The sequence below is a fragment of the Streptomyces sp. SudanB52_2052 genome (assembly GCF_964272415.1).
Classification (GTDB): domain Bacteria; phylum Actinomycetota; class Actinomycetes; order Streptomycetales; family Streptomycetaceae; genus Streptomyces; species Streptomyces olindensis.
The window spans coordinates 1,839,259-1,853,579 of sequence record NZ_OZ186796.1; the positions used below are offsets into that span (position 1 = coordinate 1,839,259).

At 74.9% G+C, this 14,321-nt stretch carries 14 protein-coding genes; 4 read left to right on the forward strand and 10 right to left on the reverse strand.

Annotated elements, in window-relative coordinates; translation table 11 throughout:
• Nucleotide 1 precedes the first annotated feature (1 nt).
• The 8 genes from ACSUPV_RS08165 to ACSUPV_RS08200 form a co-directional block, all read right to left on the reverse strand.
• A complete protein-coding gene (locus ACSUPV_RS08165) occupies nucleotides 2-604 on the reverse strand; it encodes a D-sedoheptulose-7-phosphate isomerase (protein ID WP_037767077.1) in 603 nt (200 codons plus the stop codon).
• On the reverse strand, nucleotides 604-1,821 hold the full coding sequence (locus ACSUPV_RS08170) for a glycosyltransferase (protein WP_382615506.1): 1,218 nt from the start codon (nucleotides 1,819-1,821) through the stop codon (nucleotides 604-606). Before ACSUPV_RS08170 ends, ACSUPV_RS08165 begins: the two co-directional genes overlap by 1 nt.
• Nucleotides 1,818-2,768, reverse strand: a complete 951-nt coding sequence (locus tag ACSUPV_RS08175; protein ID WP_382615504.1) for a glycosyltransferase — start codon at nucleotides 2,766-2,768, stop codon at nucleotides 1,818-1,820. Before ACSUPV_RS08175 ends, ACSUPV_RS08170 begins: the two co-directional genes overlap by 4 nt.
• Complete coding sequence (locus ACSUPV_RS08180; RefSeq protein WP_436947215.1) at nucleotides 2,765-3,754, reverse strand: glycosyltransferase family 9 protein; 990 nt, start codon at nucleotides 3,752-3,754, stop codon at nucleotides 2,765-2,767. Before ACSUPV_RS08180 ends, ACSUPV_RS08175 begins: the two co-directional genes overlap by 4 nt.
• Nucleotides 3,751-4,350, reverse strand: a complete 600-nt coding sequence (locus ACSUPV_RS08185; RefSeq protein ID WP_436947216.1) for a D-glycero-alpha-D-manno-heptose-1,7-bisphosphate 7-phosphatase — start codon at nucleotides 4,348-4,350, stop codon at nucleotides 3,751-3,753. The genes ACSUPV_RS08180 and ACSUPV_RS08185 overlap by 4 nt, the downstream gene beginning before the upstream one ends.
• Nucleotides 4,347-5,345, reverse strand: a complete 999-nt coding sequence (locus ACSUPV_RS08190; protein ID WP_436947217.1) for a glycosyltransferase — start codon at nucleotides 5,343-5,345, stop codon at nucleotides 4,347-4,349. The genes ACSUPV_RS08185 and ACSUPV_RS08190 overlap by 4 nt, the downstream gene beginning before the upstream one ends.
• The gene (locus tag ACSUPV_RS08195) at nucleotides 5,342-6,997 is read right to left on the reverse strand and encodes a carbamoyltransferase family protein (protein ID WP_436947218.1); all 1,656 of its coding nucleotides are present in this window, start codon (nucleotides 6,995-6,997) and stop codon (nucleotides 5,342-5,344) included. The genes ACSUPV_RS08190 and ACSUPV_RS08195 overlap by 4 nt, the downstream gene beginning before the upstream one ends.
• A 150-nt stretch (nucleotides 6,998-7,147) precedes the next feature.
• Nucleotides 7,148-8,110, reverse strand: a complete 963-nt coding sequence (locus ACSUPV_RS08200) for an NAD-dependent epimerase/dehydratase family protein (protein ID WP_078651020.1) — start codon at nucleotides 8,108-8,110, stop codon at nucleotides 7,148-7,150.
• Nucleotides 8,111-8,285: 175 nt separating this feature from the next.
• On the opposite strand from ACSUPV_RS08200, the gene ACSUPV_RS08205 reads away from it, so the two are divergent.
• The 4 genes from ACSUPV_RS08205 (at nucleotide 8,286) to ACSUPV_RS08220 (ending at nucleotide 11,645) form a co-directional block, all read left to right on the forward strand.
• Nucleotides 8,286-9,173 carry a virginiamycin B lyase family protein gene (locus ACSUPV_RS08205; protein WP_031121159.1) on the forward strand — a complete coding sequence of 296 codons (888 nt, stop codon included), beginning with the start codon at nucleotides 8,286-8,288 and terminating at the stop codon, nucleotides 9,171-9,173.
• A 38-nt stretch (nucleotides 9,174-9,211) separates the two neighbouring features.
• Nucleotides 9,212-9,652: an SRPBCC family protein gene (locus tag ACSUPV_RS08210; protein WP_037767059.1), complete on the forward strand. Its 441-nt coding sequence runs from the start codon at nucleotides 9,212-9,214 to the stop codon at nucleotides 9,650-9,652.
• A gap of 69 nt (nucleotides 9,653-9,721) precedes the next feature.
• On the forward strand, nucleotides 9,722-10,528 hold the full coding sequence (locus ACSUPV_RS08215; protein WP_359794175.1) for a helix-turn-helix domain-containing protein: 807 nt from the start codon (nucleotides 9,722-9,724) through the stop codon (nucleotides 10,526-10,528).
• 97 nt (nucleotides 10,529-10,625) lie between these two features.
• Entirely contained in the window at nucleotides 10,626-11,645 is a 1,020-nt protein-coding gene (locus tag ACSUPV_RS08220; RefSeq protein ID WP_436949885.1) for a methyltransferase, read from the forward strand.
• Between the two features lie 27 nt (nucleotides 11,646-11,672).
• Here the strand turns inward: ACSUPV_RS08220 and ACSUPV_RS08225 are convergent, their stop codons facing one another.
• Both ACSUPV_RS08225 and ACSUPV_RS08230 read right to left on the reverse strand, forming a co-directional pair.
• Complete coding sequence (locus tag ACSUPV_RS08225; protein WP_436947219.1) at nucleotides 11,673-12,824, reverse strand: XdhC family protein; 1,152 nt, start codon at nucleotides 12,822-12,824, stop codon at nucleotides 11,673-11,675.
• 37 nt (nucleotides 12,825-12,861) lie between these two features.
• Entirely contained in the window at nucleotides 12,862-14,319 is a 1,458-nt protein-coding gene (locus ACSUPV_RS08230) for an NCS2 family permease (protein WP_436947220.1), read from the reverse strand.
• Nucleotides 14,320-14,321: the final 2 nt, after the last annotated feature.

Here is a 14,321-nt window from a genome sequence, read left to right on the forward strand (position 1 = left end):
GTCACCTCCCGCCGTCGCCGGTGCGCCAGGTGCCGCGTTCCACCGCCGCGTCGAACGCCGCGCACACCATGTGCACGGCGACCAGGTGGAGTTCCTGGACGGTGGCGGCCGTCGGCGCCTCGACGCACAGCGACTCGTCGCTGCCCGCGAGCAGCGGGTTCGGCGCGGGTCCGGTGAGCGCCCACACGCGGACCCCGGCCGCGCGGGCCGCGTCGGCCGCGGACAGCAGGTTGGCGCTGGCGCCGGAGGTGGACAGCAGCATCAGGACGTCGCCGCGGCGGCCGTGGGCGCGGACCTGGCGGGCGAACACCTCGTCCACGCCGTAGTCGTTGGCGATGGCGGTCGTGCTGGAGGTGTCGGCGTGCAGGGCCAGCGCGGAGAACGGCGGCCGGTCGTCGCGGTAGCGGCCGACGAGTTCGGCGGTCAGGTGCTGGGCCTGGGCGGCGCTGCCGCCGTTGCCCGCGGCGAGCAGCCGGCCGCCGCCGGTGAGGACCGCGGCCAGGCGCTCGCCCCACCGCTCGGTGATGTGCGCCGAGGCGCGGAACGCGGTCAGGGCGTCCTGGAGTTCGTCGCAGTGCCCGGTGACGGGCGGGTGCACGGTCATCACGCCACCTCCTTCTGCTGTGCGTGTCCGGCGAGGACCTGACGGTGGACCTGCTCGACGCCGTCGGCGACGCGCCGCCAGGTGTAGTGGGTCAGGACGCGTTCGCGGCCGGCGGTGCCGTAGCGGCGGCGCAGTGCGTCGTCGGTGAGGAGTTCGCGTACGGCGGCGGCGACCGACTCGGGGTCCTGCGGCGGGACGAGCCGGCCCGTGGTGCCGTCGGCGACGCTGTCGCGGTGGCCGCCGACGTCGGTGGCGACGACGGGCACGCCGCAGGCCATGGCCTCCAGCGGCACGATCCCGAACGGCTCGTAGACCGGGGTGCACAGCACCAGGTCGGCGCTGCCGATCAGGGCGGGCATGGCGGCCGGGTCGACCGCGCCGAGCAGCCGCACCCGGTCGGCGACGCCGGTGCGTTCCGCGAGGCGGCGCAGCCGCCGGGCCTCCGGGTCGTCGTCCAGCAGGCCGGCCGCGGGGCCGCCCGCGATCAGGAGTTCGGCGTCGGGGACGCGGGCGAGGGCCCGGACGGCCTGGTCGTAGCCCTTGCGCGGGACGAGGCGGCCGCAGGCGAGGAGCCGGTGCGGCCGTCGGCGGGCGGGGACGCCGTCGGGCGGGGCCCCGGGCCGGAACTGGTCCGCGTCCACCCCGCAGGGCACCACCGAGACCCGCGAGCGCGGCACGCCCAGCTCGGCCAGTTCGTGCACCTCGTCGCCGCAGGTGGCCAGGACGCGGGCGCAGCCGCGGCCGATCTGCCGCTCGATGCCGACCCGTTCGGGCGGACTGGTGTCGCGCCGGCCCTGGTGGCGGCGCTTGACGGTGCCCAGGGCGTGGAAGGTCTGCACGACGGGCACGCCGTGCGGGTGGGCGCCGATCCGGGAGGCCATGCCGGACATCCAGAAGTGGGCGTGCACGACGTCGGGACGCTCGCGGGCCCAGGCCCGGGCCAGCCAGGCGCCGAAGGCGGGCATGTGCGGGAAGAGGTCGTCCTTGGGTACGGGGGCGGCCGGCCCGGCGGGCACGTGCTCGACGACGGCGCCGCCGGGCAGCGGCACGCGGTCGGGCAGGTCGGGCGCGTCACGGCGGGTGTAGACCGTGACGTCGTGGCCGCGGCGGGCCAGTTCCTCGCTCAGGCGCGCCACGTACACGTTCTGGCCGCCGGCGTCGACGCCGCCGAGCGCGGCGAGCGGGCTCGCGTGCTCGGACACCATGGCGATCCTCATCGGGCCACCTCCTTCAGCAACCGCTCCCAGTCGTCCAGGAAGCGGGACAGCCCATAGCGGGCGAGCGCCGCCGCCCGCGCGCCCTCGCCGACCATCCGCGCGTGCAGCGGGTCGGCGAGGAAGTCCCGTACGGCGTCGGTCAGTTCCTCGATCCGGTTGGAGACCACTCCGGCGCCGGCGGGTACGGCCTCGGTGACCTCGGTGGTGGCGAGCGCGACCACGGGCATGCCCAGGTGCATCGCCTCCAGCAGGGACAGGCCGAGGGAGGTCCAGCGCACGGGGTGGACGTAGACGCGGCGGCGGGCCATCGCCGCGTGCAGCTCCGCCTGGACGAGTTCGTGGCTGCGGCAGCGCTCGGCGGGGATGCCGAGCCGGTCCGCGAGACCCTCGGTGTTCATGCCGAAGACGTCCAGCGGGGCGGCCTCGGCGAAGGCCGGCAGCAGGTCGGTGCCGGTGGTGCGGCCGCGCCGCAGGGGCTCGTTGACGGCGACGGCGGCGCGTTCCAGCTCCCCGGTCCACAGCGGGCCGGGGTCGACGATGCCGTGTTCGATGACGGTGCTGGGGGTGGCACCGGCGTCCCACATCAGTCGGTTGAAGTGCGTGACGTGGACGAGGGTGGCGCCGGGGATGTCCGCGGCGGGGTGCCGGGTGTCGGGCACGTCGCCGTGCGGGGCGTTGTGCTCCAGGTACACCAGCGGCGGGCGGCGGCCCAGCCACCGGTCGACCAGGGCGAGTTCGTGCGGGCGCTGCAGCACGACGGCGTCGATGTGCTCGTCGCGCAGCCGCTCGGGCGGCACCTCGACGACGGAGTCGGGCCAGTCCCAGGTGCGGGCGCGGCCGAGGCCGTCGGGTCCGCGGTCGGGGGTGACGGGGACGACGTACGTGTGCGGGCCCTGCACGAAGGCGGTGGTCCACGATCCGTGCACGTGCCAGAGCAGGATCCTCATGTCTCCCCCCGCAGCTTCTCGACGGCGGTCACCACGTCGTGCGCGGTCACGGTGTCCAGGCAGGGGTGGCCGGGCACGGGGCACTCCCTGGCCCTGCTGTCCGCGCACGGCGCGTCCTGGTCGCCGAGCAACACGTACGGCACGCCGTACGGCCGCCAGCGTTCGGCCGGCACGACCGGCGCGAACAGGGACACGACGGGGGTGCCGACGGCGGCGGCGAGGTGGGCGGGGCCGGTGTTGCCGGTGACGACGGCGTCGGCGCCCGCGAGGACGCCGGACAGTTCCGCCGCGCCGGTGCGGCCGCCGAGGTCGAGGGCGTGCTCCCCCGCGACGTACGCGGTCAGGTCCCTCTCCCCCGCGCTGCCGGTCACCACCACCCGGTGTCCGGCGGCGGCCAGTTCGCGCACCGCCTCGGCGCAGCGGTCCGGGCTCCAGGCGCGGGCGGGGACGCTGGCCCCGGGGTGCAGGACGACGTACGGTCCGGGGCCGGTGAGCCCGGCGGTGGCGGGCGGCGGCAGCACCCGGAGTCGGGTGTCGTCGGCGGGCGGGAATCCGGCGGCCCCGGCGAGGTCGAGGGCGGCCTCGGCCTCGTGGGCGTGCGGGGCGCGGTGGTGCCGTACGTCGAGGAGGGAGCCGGGGTAGTCCTCGCTGTCGGCGGCGATGCAGCCGACGCCGGCCAGGCGCAGCAGCAGGGCGGCGGGCAGCGGGGACTGGTGGAAGGAGGTGAGGATGAGCGCGGTGTCGGCGTCGATGGTGTCGATGAGCTGCTCGACCTCGCCGCGGCCGACGGGCGGGGGATCGAAGCCCACCCAGGGGGCGTCCCAGACGAGGATGTCGTCGACGCCGGGCAGCAGGCGGGCGGCGGGGGCGCCGCGCGGTCCGCACAACAGGGTGACGGTGTCGGCGCGGGCGGCGACCGCGCGGATCGCGGGTCCGGCGAGCAGCACGTCGCCGAAGCTGTCGAGGCGGGTCACGAGGGCTTTCACCGGCACCTCCCCTGGCCCGGGCCGGTGGTAAAGGCCTCCTGCATAGGGCGTTCGTCGGCGAGGACGCGGCCCCGGGGCGGTCCGTCGAGCACCGCGCGGACGGCGGTGAGCAGGTCGGGGGCGACGTGGTCGGCCGCCGCGGTCTCCTCGGGGCGGGTCTGCGCGGTGGGGACGAGGATGCCGTGGGCGCCGGCCCGGCGGGCGGCCTCCACGTCGGCGCCGATGTCGCCGATGACGACGAGGTCGGCGGGGGCGGTGCAGATCCGTCCGGCCGCCCACAGCACCATGCCGGGCTCGGGTTTGCGGCAGTGGCAGCCGTCGTCGGGGCCGTGTGGGCAGACGGCGAACACGTCGAAGGGGCCGAGGAGTTCGTCGACGCGGTGGTTGACGTTCCGCACGTCGGCGTCGGTGAGCAGGCCGCGGGCGACGCCGGACTGGTTGGTGACGACGCCGGTGCGGATGCCGCGCGCGCGCAGCAGGGCGAGGGCCTCGCGGGCGCCGTCGACGGGGCGGACGCGGTCGGGGTCGGCGTTGTAGGGGACGTCCTCGACGAGGGTGCCGTCGCGGTCGAACAGCACGGCCTTGACCGGGCTCATCGTGCCACCTCCTGCCAGGCGTGGGCGTGGCGGTGGCGCCATTCGCCGGTCAGCCGGTGCCAGGTCGCGGCGGGCGGGATGAGCACGCTGGTCGCCAGCATCGTCGTCACCTCGCGGCGGGTGCGCGGGCCGGGGGCGATGCGGGCCCGGGCGAACTCGGCGGTGCCCGCGGCCCAGCCGAGCGCGCAGGCCGTGGCGGCCCGGGCGTGCCCGGTGGCGGCGAGGGCGCACGCGGCGACGCCCGCGGTGGTGATCGCGGCGTGCTTGCGGATCCGGCCGCGCGGCGCGACCGCCTTGTCCCACCAGTCGCGTCCGTGCAGATGCCGCATGAGGGCGTCGTCGGCGTTGCCGCGCTGCTGCCGTACGGACACCCAGCGGTCGGCGGGGCGCACGGGGTGGCGGGTGGTGCGCCGGCCCTGGCGGATGCGCCAGCCCGCGTCGAGGACGCGCAGCGCGAGGTCGGCGTCCTCGCGGAAGGCGCGCCGGAAGCGTTCGTCGAAGCCGCCGACCTGTTTGAGGGCCTCGGTGCGGTAGGCCATGTCGGCGGTGATCCAGTGGGCCCGGGCGAGTCCGGCGGTGCCGCGTTCCCAGTCGGTGGGGCGGCGTTCGCCGGGCAGGGGCACGGCGATGACGCCCTGGACGCCCGCGATGTCGGGGGCCGCCTCGGCGAGGTCCTCGGCCAGCTGGTCGCACCAGTGGGGCCCGACCTGGACGTCGTCGTCGAGGAACACGGTCCACGGCGCGGTCACGGCCCGCAGCCCGGTGTTGCGGGCGGCGGCGGGCCCACGACCGCCGCCGCCCAGCACGGTGGTGCGCTCCCGCAGATCGCCGAGGACGCTCAACGGGTGCTCCAGCTTCCCGGGTTCGGGGTCGGGCCGGTCGTCGACGAGGACGATCTCCTCGGGGCGCGGCCCGGTCGCGGCGGCGAGGGCCGCGAGGCAGTCGGCGAGGGTGTCCCGCACGAGGGTGGGGATCACCACGGCGTAAGGGGTCATGCGGCGGTCCTCCCTCCGTACGCGCGAGAGCGGCGGACCGCGTACGGCCCGATGGCCAGCAGGTCGACGGGCGCGGACCCGAAGCACTCCAGGGCGTCGCGCGGGTCGTCGACCATGGGCCGGCCGGCGGTGTTGAGGCTGGTGTTGACGACCACGGGCAGCCCGGTGCGTCGTTCGAAGGCGCGCAGCATCCGCGCCACGAGCGGTTCGCGGCGTTCCTCGACGGTCTGGATGCGGGCGGTGCCGTCCACGTGCACCACGGCCGGGATGCGCTCGCGCCACCGCTCGGCGACGTCGTGCACGAACAGCATGTACGGGCTGGGCAGCGGGCCGCCGGAGAACAGTTCGGCGGCGCGGTCGGCCAGCACCATGGGGGCGACGGGCCGGAACTCCTCGCGTCCCTTGACGTGGTTGAGGCGTTCCAGGTTCTCGGCGCGGCCGGGGTGGGCGAGCAGGGAGCGGTGTCCGAGGGCGCGCGGGCCGTACTCGCTGCGGCCCTGGAACCAGGCGACGACACCGTCCTGGGCGAGCACTTCGGCGACGGTCTCGGCGATGTCGTCGGGCTCCTCGTAGGGGACGGCGGCGGTGTCGAGGCGGGCGCGCAGTTCGTCGTCGCTCCAGCCGCGGCCGAGGTCGGCGCCGGGCATGGGGGCGGGCCGTCCGGTGTGCGCCGCGGCGTGGTGCAGGGCGCCGCCGAGGGCGGTGCCGGCGTCACCGGCGGCGGGCTGCACCCAGACGTCCCGGTAGGGCCCCTTGGCGGCGATCTTGGAGTTGGCGACGCAGTTGAGGGCGACTCCCCCGGCCATCGCCAGTGCCTCGCCGCCCGCCTCGCGGTGCAGCCAGTCGACGAGCTCCAGCAGGACCTCCTCCAGGACGGCCTGGGTGCTGGCGGCGAGGTCGGCGTGGCCTTGCGTCCATGCCTCGCCCGGGGCGCGGGGCGGGGCGAAGGACGCCCAGTCGACGCCGTGGGCGCGGAAGCCGCCGTGGCCGGTGGGGTGGACGTACTGGCGCAGTCCGGGCAGGAAGCGCGGGGTGCCGTAGGAGGCGAGGGCCATCACCTTGTACTCGTCGCTGCTGCGCAGGAAGCCGAGGTGCTCCGTCAGCTCCTCGTAGACCAGTCCCAGCGAGTCGGGCAGCGCCTGGGTGGCGAGGGTGTCCAGCGTGCCGTCGTGGTAGCGGCCGGCCAGGTGGGAGGCGGCCTCGCCGCGGCCGTCGAGGACGAGGACGGCGCTGTCGGGGTGGGGGGAGGCGGGCCCGGCGGAGGCGGCGTGGGCGACGTGGTGGGGCACGAAGACGACCCGCTCGGGGTCCAGGCCGGGCAGGGCCTCGGCGAGGAACTCGGGGGCGCGGCGGGCGTACTCCAGGCGCAGCGGGTCCCAGGGGTCGTCGAGGCCCATGTCGCGGGCGGGGCGGGCGAGCGCCGGGTCGAAGGAGTAGGTGACGGCGTCCAGGTCCTCGGGTCGCAGTCCCGCGTGCTCCAGGCACCAGCGGGCGGACAGCTCGGGCAGCTCCCACGCGGAGAACGGCAGCGGGCGCTTGCCGTGCTTGCGGCGGCTGAAGCGCTCCTCCTCGGCGGCCGCCACCGTGTGGCCGTCGACGACGAGAGCGGCGGCCGGGTCGTGGAACAGGGCGTTGATACCAAGGATGCGCATGGGGGGTGTGCTCCGTCCCGAGCGGCGTGTGACGACTACGGTGCTGGCGAGTGCCGCGGTGCAGCTGTCTCAAACACTTGGAGCCAACTGTCGACACAAAGCCGGATTTTTTACTTTCTGTCGGTCGGCGATGACCGCTCTGTGACCGGCTCAGGCCGCGACGGACCGCGAGAACCAGCCAATGGTGCGCTCCAGCCCTTCGCTCCAGCCGACACGGGGGTGCCAGCCGAGCCGTTCCCGGGCCAGCCGGGTGTCGGGGCGGCGCCGACCGGGGTCGTCGACCGGGCGGTCCACGAACCGGATGCGGGAGGCGGAGCCGGTGAGCTCGACGATCCTGCGGGCCAGCTCCAGCATGGTGATCTCGTCGCCGCCCCCGATGTTCACGGGCCCGGTCTCGTCGGCGGCGGCCAGCGCGAGCACGCCCTCCACGGTGTCGTCGACGTAGCACAGGGAGCGGGTCTGCGCGCCGTCGCCGGCGACGGTCAGGGGCATGCCGTCGAGGGCCTGCGCGATGAAGGTGGGCACGGCGCGGCCGTCGCCGGTGCGCATGCGGGGCCCGTAGGTGTTGAAGATGCGGACGATGGCGGCGTCGGTGCCGTGGACGCCGCGGTGGGCGGTGACCAGGGCCTCCGCGAAGCGCTTGGACTCGTCGTAGACGCTGCGCGGCCCGACCGGGTTGACGTTGCCCCAGTAGCCCTCGTGCTGCGGGTGCTCCAGCGGGTCGCCGTAGACCTCGGAGGTGGAGGCGAGGACGAGGCGGGCGCCGTCGGCGCGGGCCCGGTCCAGCGCCAGGCGGGTGCCCGTGCTGCCGACGTCGAGGGTCTCCAGCGGCAGCCGCAGGTAGTCGGCGGGCGAGGCGGGGCAGGCGAAGTGCAGCACGAGGTCGTACCGGCCGGGCAGGGCCCGCCAGACCGCCGGGTCGGTGGCGTCGCCGGGCACGAAACGGAAGCCGGGCCGCTGCTCCAGTTCGGCCACGTTGGCGCGGGAGCCGGTGGCCAGGTTGTCCAGGCACACGACGTCCGTGCCGGTGTCGAGCAACCGCGCGCACAGATGGGACCCCACGAATCCGGCGCCACCGGTCACCAGCGCCCGGCGCCACGCTTGTCCGCCCATGGGGCTCTCCCTCCACTCGCTTTCACTTGCGTGACGGCGCGAGTAACCAGAGGGGGCGCCGAGACACTATGAACAGCGTGTATAAACCGCACGACGACCGACGCTTCGGCGCCGAAAAGGAGTTGCGTCCGCCGTCGCGCGCGGGGAGGGTGCGAGGGCGTCGAAGGGAGACCCCGTGTCCGACATCCCCGCCGTCCAGGAGTTCGCCGTCGCGGACCGGGACGCCGGCCCGTACGGCATCACGACCGGGCCCGACGGGGCCCTGTGGCTGACCTTCGTGCACGGCGGCCGGATCGGACGCCTCACCCCGGACGGCGAGCTCACGGAGTACCCGCTGGACTCGCCGTCCTGCCGCCCCGCGGTCATCACGCCCGGCCCGGACGGGGCCCTGTGGTTCACCCGCCTCGGGGACCACCGGATCGGGCGCGTCACGGTCGACGGCGAAACCGAGTCGTTCCGGCCGCCGACACCCGACTGCGGCCCGTACGGCATCACGGCGGGCCCGGACGGCGCGCTGTGGTTCACGCAGATGAACACGGACCGCATCGGGCGGGTGACGCCGGAGGGCGCGTTCACCGAGTTCGCCCTCCCGGTGACGGGCGCCTCCCCCTCGGCCCTCACCACCGGCCCGGACGGCGCGCTGTGGTTCACCCTCAACCAGGCCGACGCCATCGGCCGCATCACCGTCGAGGGCACCGTCGTCCTGCACCCCCTGCCCACCCCGGGCGCCGCACCGGTCGGCATCACGAGCGACGGCACGGACCTGTGGTTCGTGGAGATCGCCGCGGGCCGGCTGGGCCGCATCTCACCGGCCGGCCGGGTCGAGGAGTTCCCCCTCCCCGACCCCGCGTCCCGCCCCCACGCCCTCACCACCACCGGCCCCGGGGACTGCTGGTTCACCCTGTGGGCCGCCGACCGCGTCGCCCACCGCGCCCCGGACGGCACCCTCACCGAACACGCCCTGCCGTCCCCGGCCTCCGAACCCCACGGCATCACGGTGGGCCCCGACGGCGCGCTCTGGGTGGCCCTGGAGGCGGGAGCGGTGGCCCGGGTGGCTCGCTAGGCACACCGGCCGTTCAACCGGTTCCCTACGATCGTGGCGTGGTGGACATCCTGCTTGAACGTACGGTCCCGCTGCCCCTCGACGAGGCATGGCGGCGGGTCACGCAGTGGCGGCGGCACGGGGACGTGGTGCCGCTGACGGCGGTCAGGGTGGAGCCGCCCGCGCCGACCCGGAGGGGCACGCTCGTCGTGGCCCGTTCGGGTGTCGGGCCGCTGGCCTTCGACGATCCGATGGAGGTCACGGTCTGGCAGCCGCCGCAGGACGGGGCCGCGGGGCGGTGCCGGCTGGAGAAGCGGGGGCGGGTCGTACTGGGCTGGGCGGAGCTGGAGGTGCGCCCGGGGCCGGGGGGCCGGGCCCGCGTGGTGTGGCGGGAGGAGATCCGGGTCCGTCCGCTGCCCTCCCTCTTCGACGGCCTGCTGCGGCGATCCGCCCGGTATGTGTTCGGGCGGGCACTGAACCGGCTGCTCAGACAGGCGTGACGCCCCGGCGGCCGCTCGGGCGGAACTTTCTTCCAAGACAGGGCCGCCGAAGTCGGCGACCGTAGTGGCATGCGCGGTGACGAAACGGAGGCCCGGCTCGGCTGGGAAGTCGCCCTCCCCCTGGACGGCACGTCGCTCGGCGGCGTCCGGATGGCCGGGTTCCGGGACCGGGCCGCCGTCGGACTGGACCTGCACGTGCTCCCGCAGCCGGCGGTGATCGTCGTCCTCGGGTTCGGGGAGGAGCCGCTCTCCGTCGAGGGCGGCACCGGCCGGCGGCCCCTGCGGAGCCTCGTCGCCGGGCTGTCACCGGGGGCGGCCCGGATCCGGGGCGAGGGCGTCGAGTGCGTCGAGATGCGTCTGTCGCCCCGGGCCGCCTACGCCCTGCTGGGCGTGGGCCCGCGCGAGCTGGACGGGTCCGTCACCGACTTGGAGGAGCTCTGGGGCCGGGACGAGCGGCGGCTGCGCGAGCGGCTGGCCGACGCCCCGACCTGGCAGGAACGCCTCACGCTGGTGGACGGCTTCCTCGCCGAACGGGCCGCCCGCGCACCGGTGATGGCGCCCGAGGTCGCCGCCGCCTGGAACACCATCGTGGCCCGGCGCGGCCGGGTACGGGTCGCAGATCTCGCCGCCTCCTGCGGCTGGAGCCGCAAGCGGCTGTGGGCACGGTTCAGCGACCAGATCGGCCTCACCCCGAAGCGCGCCGCCATGCTGGTCCGCTTCGACCACGCCGCCCGTGCGCTCAGCGCGGGCGCCCACCCCGCCGACGTGGCCCTGGCGTGCGGCTACGTCGACCAGCCCCATCTCCACCGTGACGTCCTGGCGTTCGCCGGATGCACGCCCACCGCCCTGGCCGGCCGCCCCACCACGGCCGGCTGACCGGACCGCCGCCCTGGCCGGCCCACCACCGCCGGCTGATCGGATCCCACACCACAGGAGGAGCCCCGTGGCGAACACCCCTGCCCCGGCACCGGACATGACCGACCGCGACCTGCTGGTACGCCTCGTCTTCGGCAGCATGGCCGCGCAGACCGTACGCGCGGCCGTCCGGCTGAGGATCGTCGAACTGATCGGCGACACGCCCCGCCCGGCCGCCGACGTCGCCAACGACGCCGGAGCCGAACCCCAGCCCATGACCCGCCTGTTGCGCGCCCTGGCCGGCCTCGGCCTGCTGAGGGAACACAGCTTCGGCACCTTCGCGGTGGCCCCGGCGGGCGCCCTCCTCGACCCGGCCCGTCCCGGCTCCCTCACGTCGTTCGTGCGGATGTTCACCGAGCCGGAGATCACCCGGGCCTGGGAGCACCTGGACGACAGCGTCCGCACCGGCGACGTCGCGTTCGACGCCGTCTTCGGCACGGACTTCTTCACTCACCTCGCCCGGCGGCCCGAGCTGTCCGCCGAGTTCAACGCGGCGATGAGCCAGGCCACCGAGGAGGCCGCGGCCGTCCTGCCGCGCGCCTTCGACTTCGGCCGGTTCGGCACGGTCACGGACGTCGGCGGCGGAGACGGCACCCTCCTGGCCGCCGTACTCGCCGCGTTCCCGGGTCTCAAGGGGGTCGTCCTCGACACGGCCGACGGCCTCGCCCAGGCGCCCGGGACCCTGCGCCGGCACGGACTCGCCGACCGCTGCTCCCTGGTCGCCGGGGACTTCTTCCACTCGGTGCCCAAGGGCTCGGACCTCTACCTCGTGAAGAGCATCATGCACGACTGGCCGGACGACCGGGCGGTCACGATCCTGCGCCACTGCCGCGCGGCACTGCCGTCCGGCGGACGGGTCCTGATCCTGGAACCCGTGCTGCCCGAGGCGGTCGGGGCCGACGGTGACGCGAGCACGTATCTCAGCGACCTCAACATGCTGGTGAACGTGGGCGGCAGGGAACGCACCCGCCGGGACTTCGAGGACCTGTGCCGGGCCGCCGGCCTCGCGCTGCTCTCGGTCACCCCGCTCCCGGAGGCCGAGCCGTTCTCGCTCCTGGAGGCCGCCGCGGCGGACTGATCCGCTGTCAGGCCGTGACAGGCCAGGTCAGGCCACCGACCCGATCCGCCCGACCGCCCGGGACTCCTGGTCGTGGTGGATCGGCGTGTGGGCCCCGGTCAGTGACACGCCGCTGCCGCCGCGCCGGCCCGCGACGATCTCCGCCGCGATCGACAGGGCCGTCTCCTCGGGCGTACGGGCCCCGAGGTCGAGGCCGATCGGCGAGTGCAGCCGGCTCAACTCCCTCTCCGTGACGCCCACATCACGCAGGCGGGCGTTGCGGTCCAGGTGGGTGCGCCGGGAGCCCATGGCGCCGACGTACGCCACCGGCAGCCGCAGCGCGAGCCGCAGCAGGGGGACGTCGAACTTGGCGTCGTGGGTCAGCACGCACAGCACCGTGCGGGCGTCGACGTCGGTGCGCTCCAGGTAGCGGTGCGGCCACTCGACGACGATCTCGTCGGCCTCGGGGAAGCGCGCCCGGGTCGCGAAGACGGGCCGCGCGTCGCACACCGTCACGTGGTAGCCGAGGAACTTGCCGACGCGGACCAGGGCGGAGGCGAAGTCGATCGCGCCGAACACGATCATGCGGGGCGCGGGCACCGAGGACTCGACCAGGACCGTGAGCGGTGCTCCGCAGCGCGAGCCCTGCTCCCCGAGCTCCAGGGTGCCGGTGCGGCCGGCGTCCAGGAAGGCGCCCGCCTCGGCCGCGACCGTGCGGTCCAGTTCCGGGTGGCCGCCGAAACCGCCCTCCCAGGAGCCGTCGGGGCGGACCAGGAGGGCGCGGCCCGTCAGTTCGGCCGGGCCCGACACGATCCGCGCCACCGCCGCCGCCTCCCCTCGCGCGGCGGCGGTGAGCGCTGCCCGGACCACCGGGCGGACCGGATCGCCGGCCCGCACCGGGGTGACCAGGATGTCGATGACGCCGCCGCAGGTCAGGCCCACGGCGAAGGCGTCGTCGTCGCTGTAGCCGAAGCGCTCCAGGACGGTCTCGCCGTCCCGCAGCGCCTGCTCGCACAGCTCGTAGACCGCGCCTTCCACGCAGCCGCCGGAGACCGAGCCGATGGCGGTGCCGTCGGCGTCCACCGCGAGCGCGGCGCCGGGTTGCCGGGGCGCGCTGCCGCCGACGGCCACCACGGTGGCCACGGCGAAGTCACGGCCCTGCCCGACCCACCGGTTCAGCTCCTCGGCGATGTCCAGCATCTGTCTCGGTCTCCTCGGGGTTGTGGGAGGGACGGCGTCAGTGGACGCCCAGCCAGCTCTCGATCGGGTTGAGGGCGAAGTACACGAGGAACACCGCCGTGAGGACCCACATGAAGGCGCCGATCTCGCGCCACTTGCCCTGGGCGGTCTTGATGGCGACGTAGGAGATGACACCCGCGGCGACACCGGTGGTGATGGTGTACGTGAACGGCATCAGCACGACCGTCAGGAACACCGGGATGGCGGTGGCGCGGTCGGCCCAGTCCACGTGCCGGGCGTTCATCAGCATCATGGCGCCGATGACGACGAGGGCGGCGGAGGCGACCTCCTGCGGCACGATCGCGGTGAGCGGGGTGAAGAACAGGCAGGCCGCGAAGAACAGTCCGGTGACGACCGAGGCGAGGCCCGTGCGCGCGCCCTCGCCGACCCCCGTCGCCGACTCGATGAACACCGTCTGGCCGGAGCCGCCCGACACACCGCCGATGGCGCCGCCGGCCCCGTCGACGAACAGCGCCTTGGACAGGCCCGGCATCCGGCCCTTGTCGTCGGCGAGCTTCGCTTCCGTGCCGACGCCGATGATGGTGGCCATCGCGTCGAAGAACCCGGCGAGCACCAGCGTGAAGACGATCATGCCGACGGTCATCGCGCCGACCTCGCCCCAGCCGCCGAACTCGACGTCGCCGAAGAGCGAGAAGTCGGGCATGGACACCGCGCTGCCGTGCAGCTCGGGTGCGCCGGCCGCCCACTGCTTGGGGTCGACGACCCCGGCGGCGTTCAGGACCGCGGCCACGACCGTGCCGCCGACGATGCCGATGAGGATGGCGCCTGGGGTGTTCCGGGCCTGCAGCATGAAGATCAGCAGCAGGGTTCCGGCGAAGAGCAGGACCGGCCAGCCGGCCAGTTCGCCCGCCGGGCCGAGGGTGACGGGGGTGGCCTCGCCCTGGTGCACGAAGCCGGACTTGTAGAACCCGATGAGGGCGATGAACAGGCCGATGCCCATGGTGATGGCGTGCTTGAGCGCGAGCGGGATCGCGTTCATGATCATCTCGCGCAGGCCGGTGACGACCAGCAGCATGATGACGACGCCGTACATCACGCACATGCCCATCGCCTGCGGCCAGGTCATCTCGGGCGCGACCTGGGAGGCGAGGACCCCGGAGACGGAGAGTCCCGCGGCGAGGGCGAGCGGCACCTTGCCGACGAAGCCCATCAACAGGGTGGTGAGGGCCGCCGCGAACGCGGTCGCGGTGATCAGCGCCTGCTGGCCGAGCGTGGCCCCGGCCACGTCCTTGCCGGACAGGATCAGGGGGTTGAGCAGGAGGATGTACGCCATCGCCATGAAGGTCGTGACGCCGCCGCGCACTTCGCGGGCGACCGTGGACCCTCTGTGGGATATGTGGAAGTACCGGTCGAGCCAGGACCGCCCGGCCGGGACGCGGGTGCCTTCGCCCGCGTCGTCGGCTGTGGTCCTCGGCTCTACTGACTGCTGGGTCATGT

Coding starts and splice junctions, on each gene's coding strand:
- ACSUPV_RS08185 (WP_436947216.1), bottom strand. CDS start 4,350: ATGAGCCCGGTCAAGGCCGTGCTGTTCGACCGCGACGGCACCCTCGTC.
- ACSUPV_RS08165 (WP_037767077.1), bottom strand. CDS start 604: ATGACCGTGCACCCGCCCGTCACCGGGCACTGCGACGAACTCCAGGAC.
- ACSUPV_RS08220 (WP_436949885.1), top strand. CDS start 10,626: ATGACCGACCGCGACCTGCTGGTACGCCTCGTCTTCGGCAGCATGGCC.
- ACSUPV_RS08170 (WP_382615506.1), bottom strand. CDS start 1,821: ATGAGGATCGCCATGGTGTCCGAGCACGCGAGCCCGCTCGCCGCGCTC.
- ACSUPV_RS08200 (WP_078651020.1), bottom strand. CDS start 8,110: ATGGGCGGACAAGCGTGGCGCCGGGCGCTGGTGACCGGTGGCGCCGGA.
- ACSUPV_RS08225 (WP_436947219.1), bottom strand. CDS start 12,824: ATGCTGGACATCGCCGAGGAGCTGAACCGGTGGGTCGGGCAGGGCCGT.
- ACSUPV_RS08230 (WP_436947220.1), bottom strand. CDS start 14,319: ATGACCCAGCAGTCAGTAGAGCCGAGGACCACAGCCGACGACGCGGGC.
- ACSUPV_RS08215 (WP_359794175.1), top strand. CDS start 9,722: ATGCGCGGTGACGAAACGGAGGCCCGGCTCGGCTGGGAAGTCGCCCTC.
- ACSUPV_RS08195 (WP_436947218.1), bottom strand. CDS start 6,997: ATGCGCATCCTTGGTATCAACGCCCTGTTCCACGACCCGGCCGCCGCT.
- ACSUPV_RS08190 (WP_436947217.1), bottom strand. CDS start 5,345: ATGACCCCTTACGCCGTGGTGATCCCCACCCTCGTGCGGGACACCCTC.
- ACSUPV_RS08175 (WP_382615504.1), bottom strand. CDS start 2,768: ATGAGGATCCTGCTCTGGCACGTGCACGGATCGTGGACCACCGCCTTC.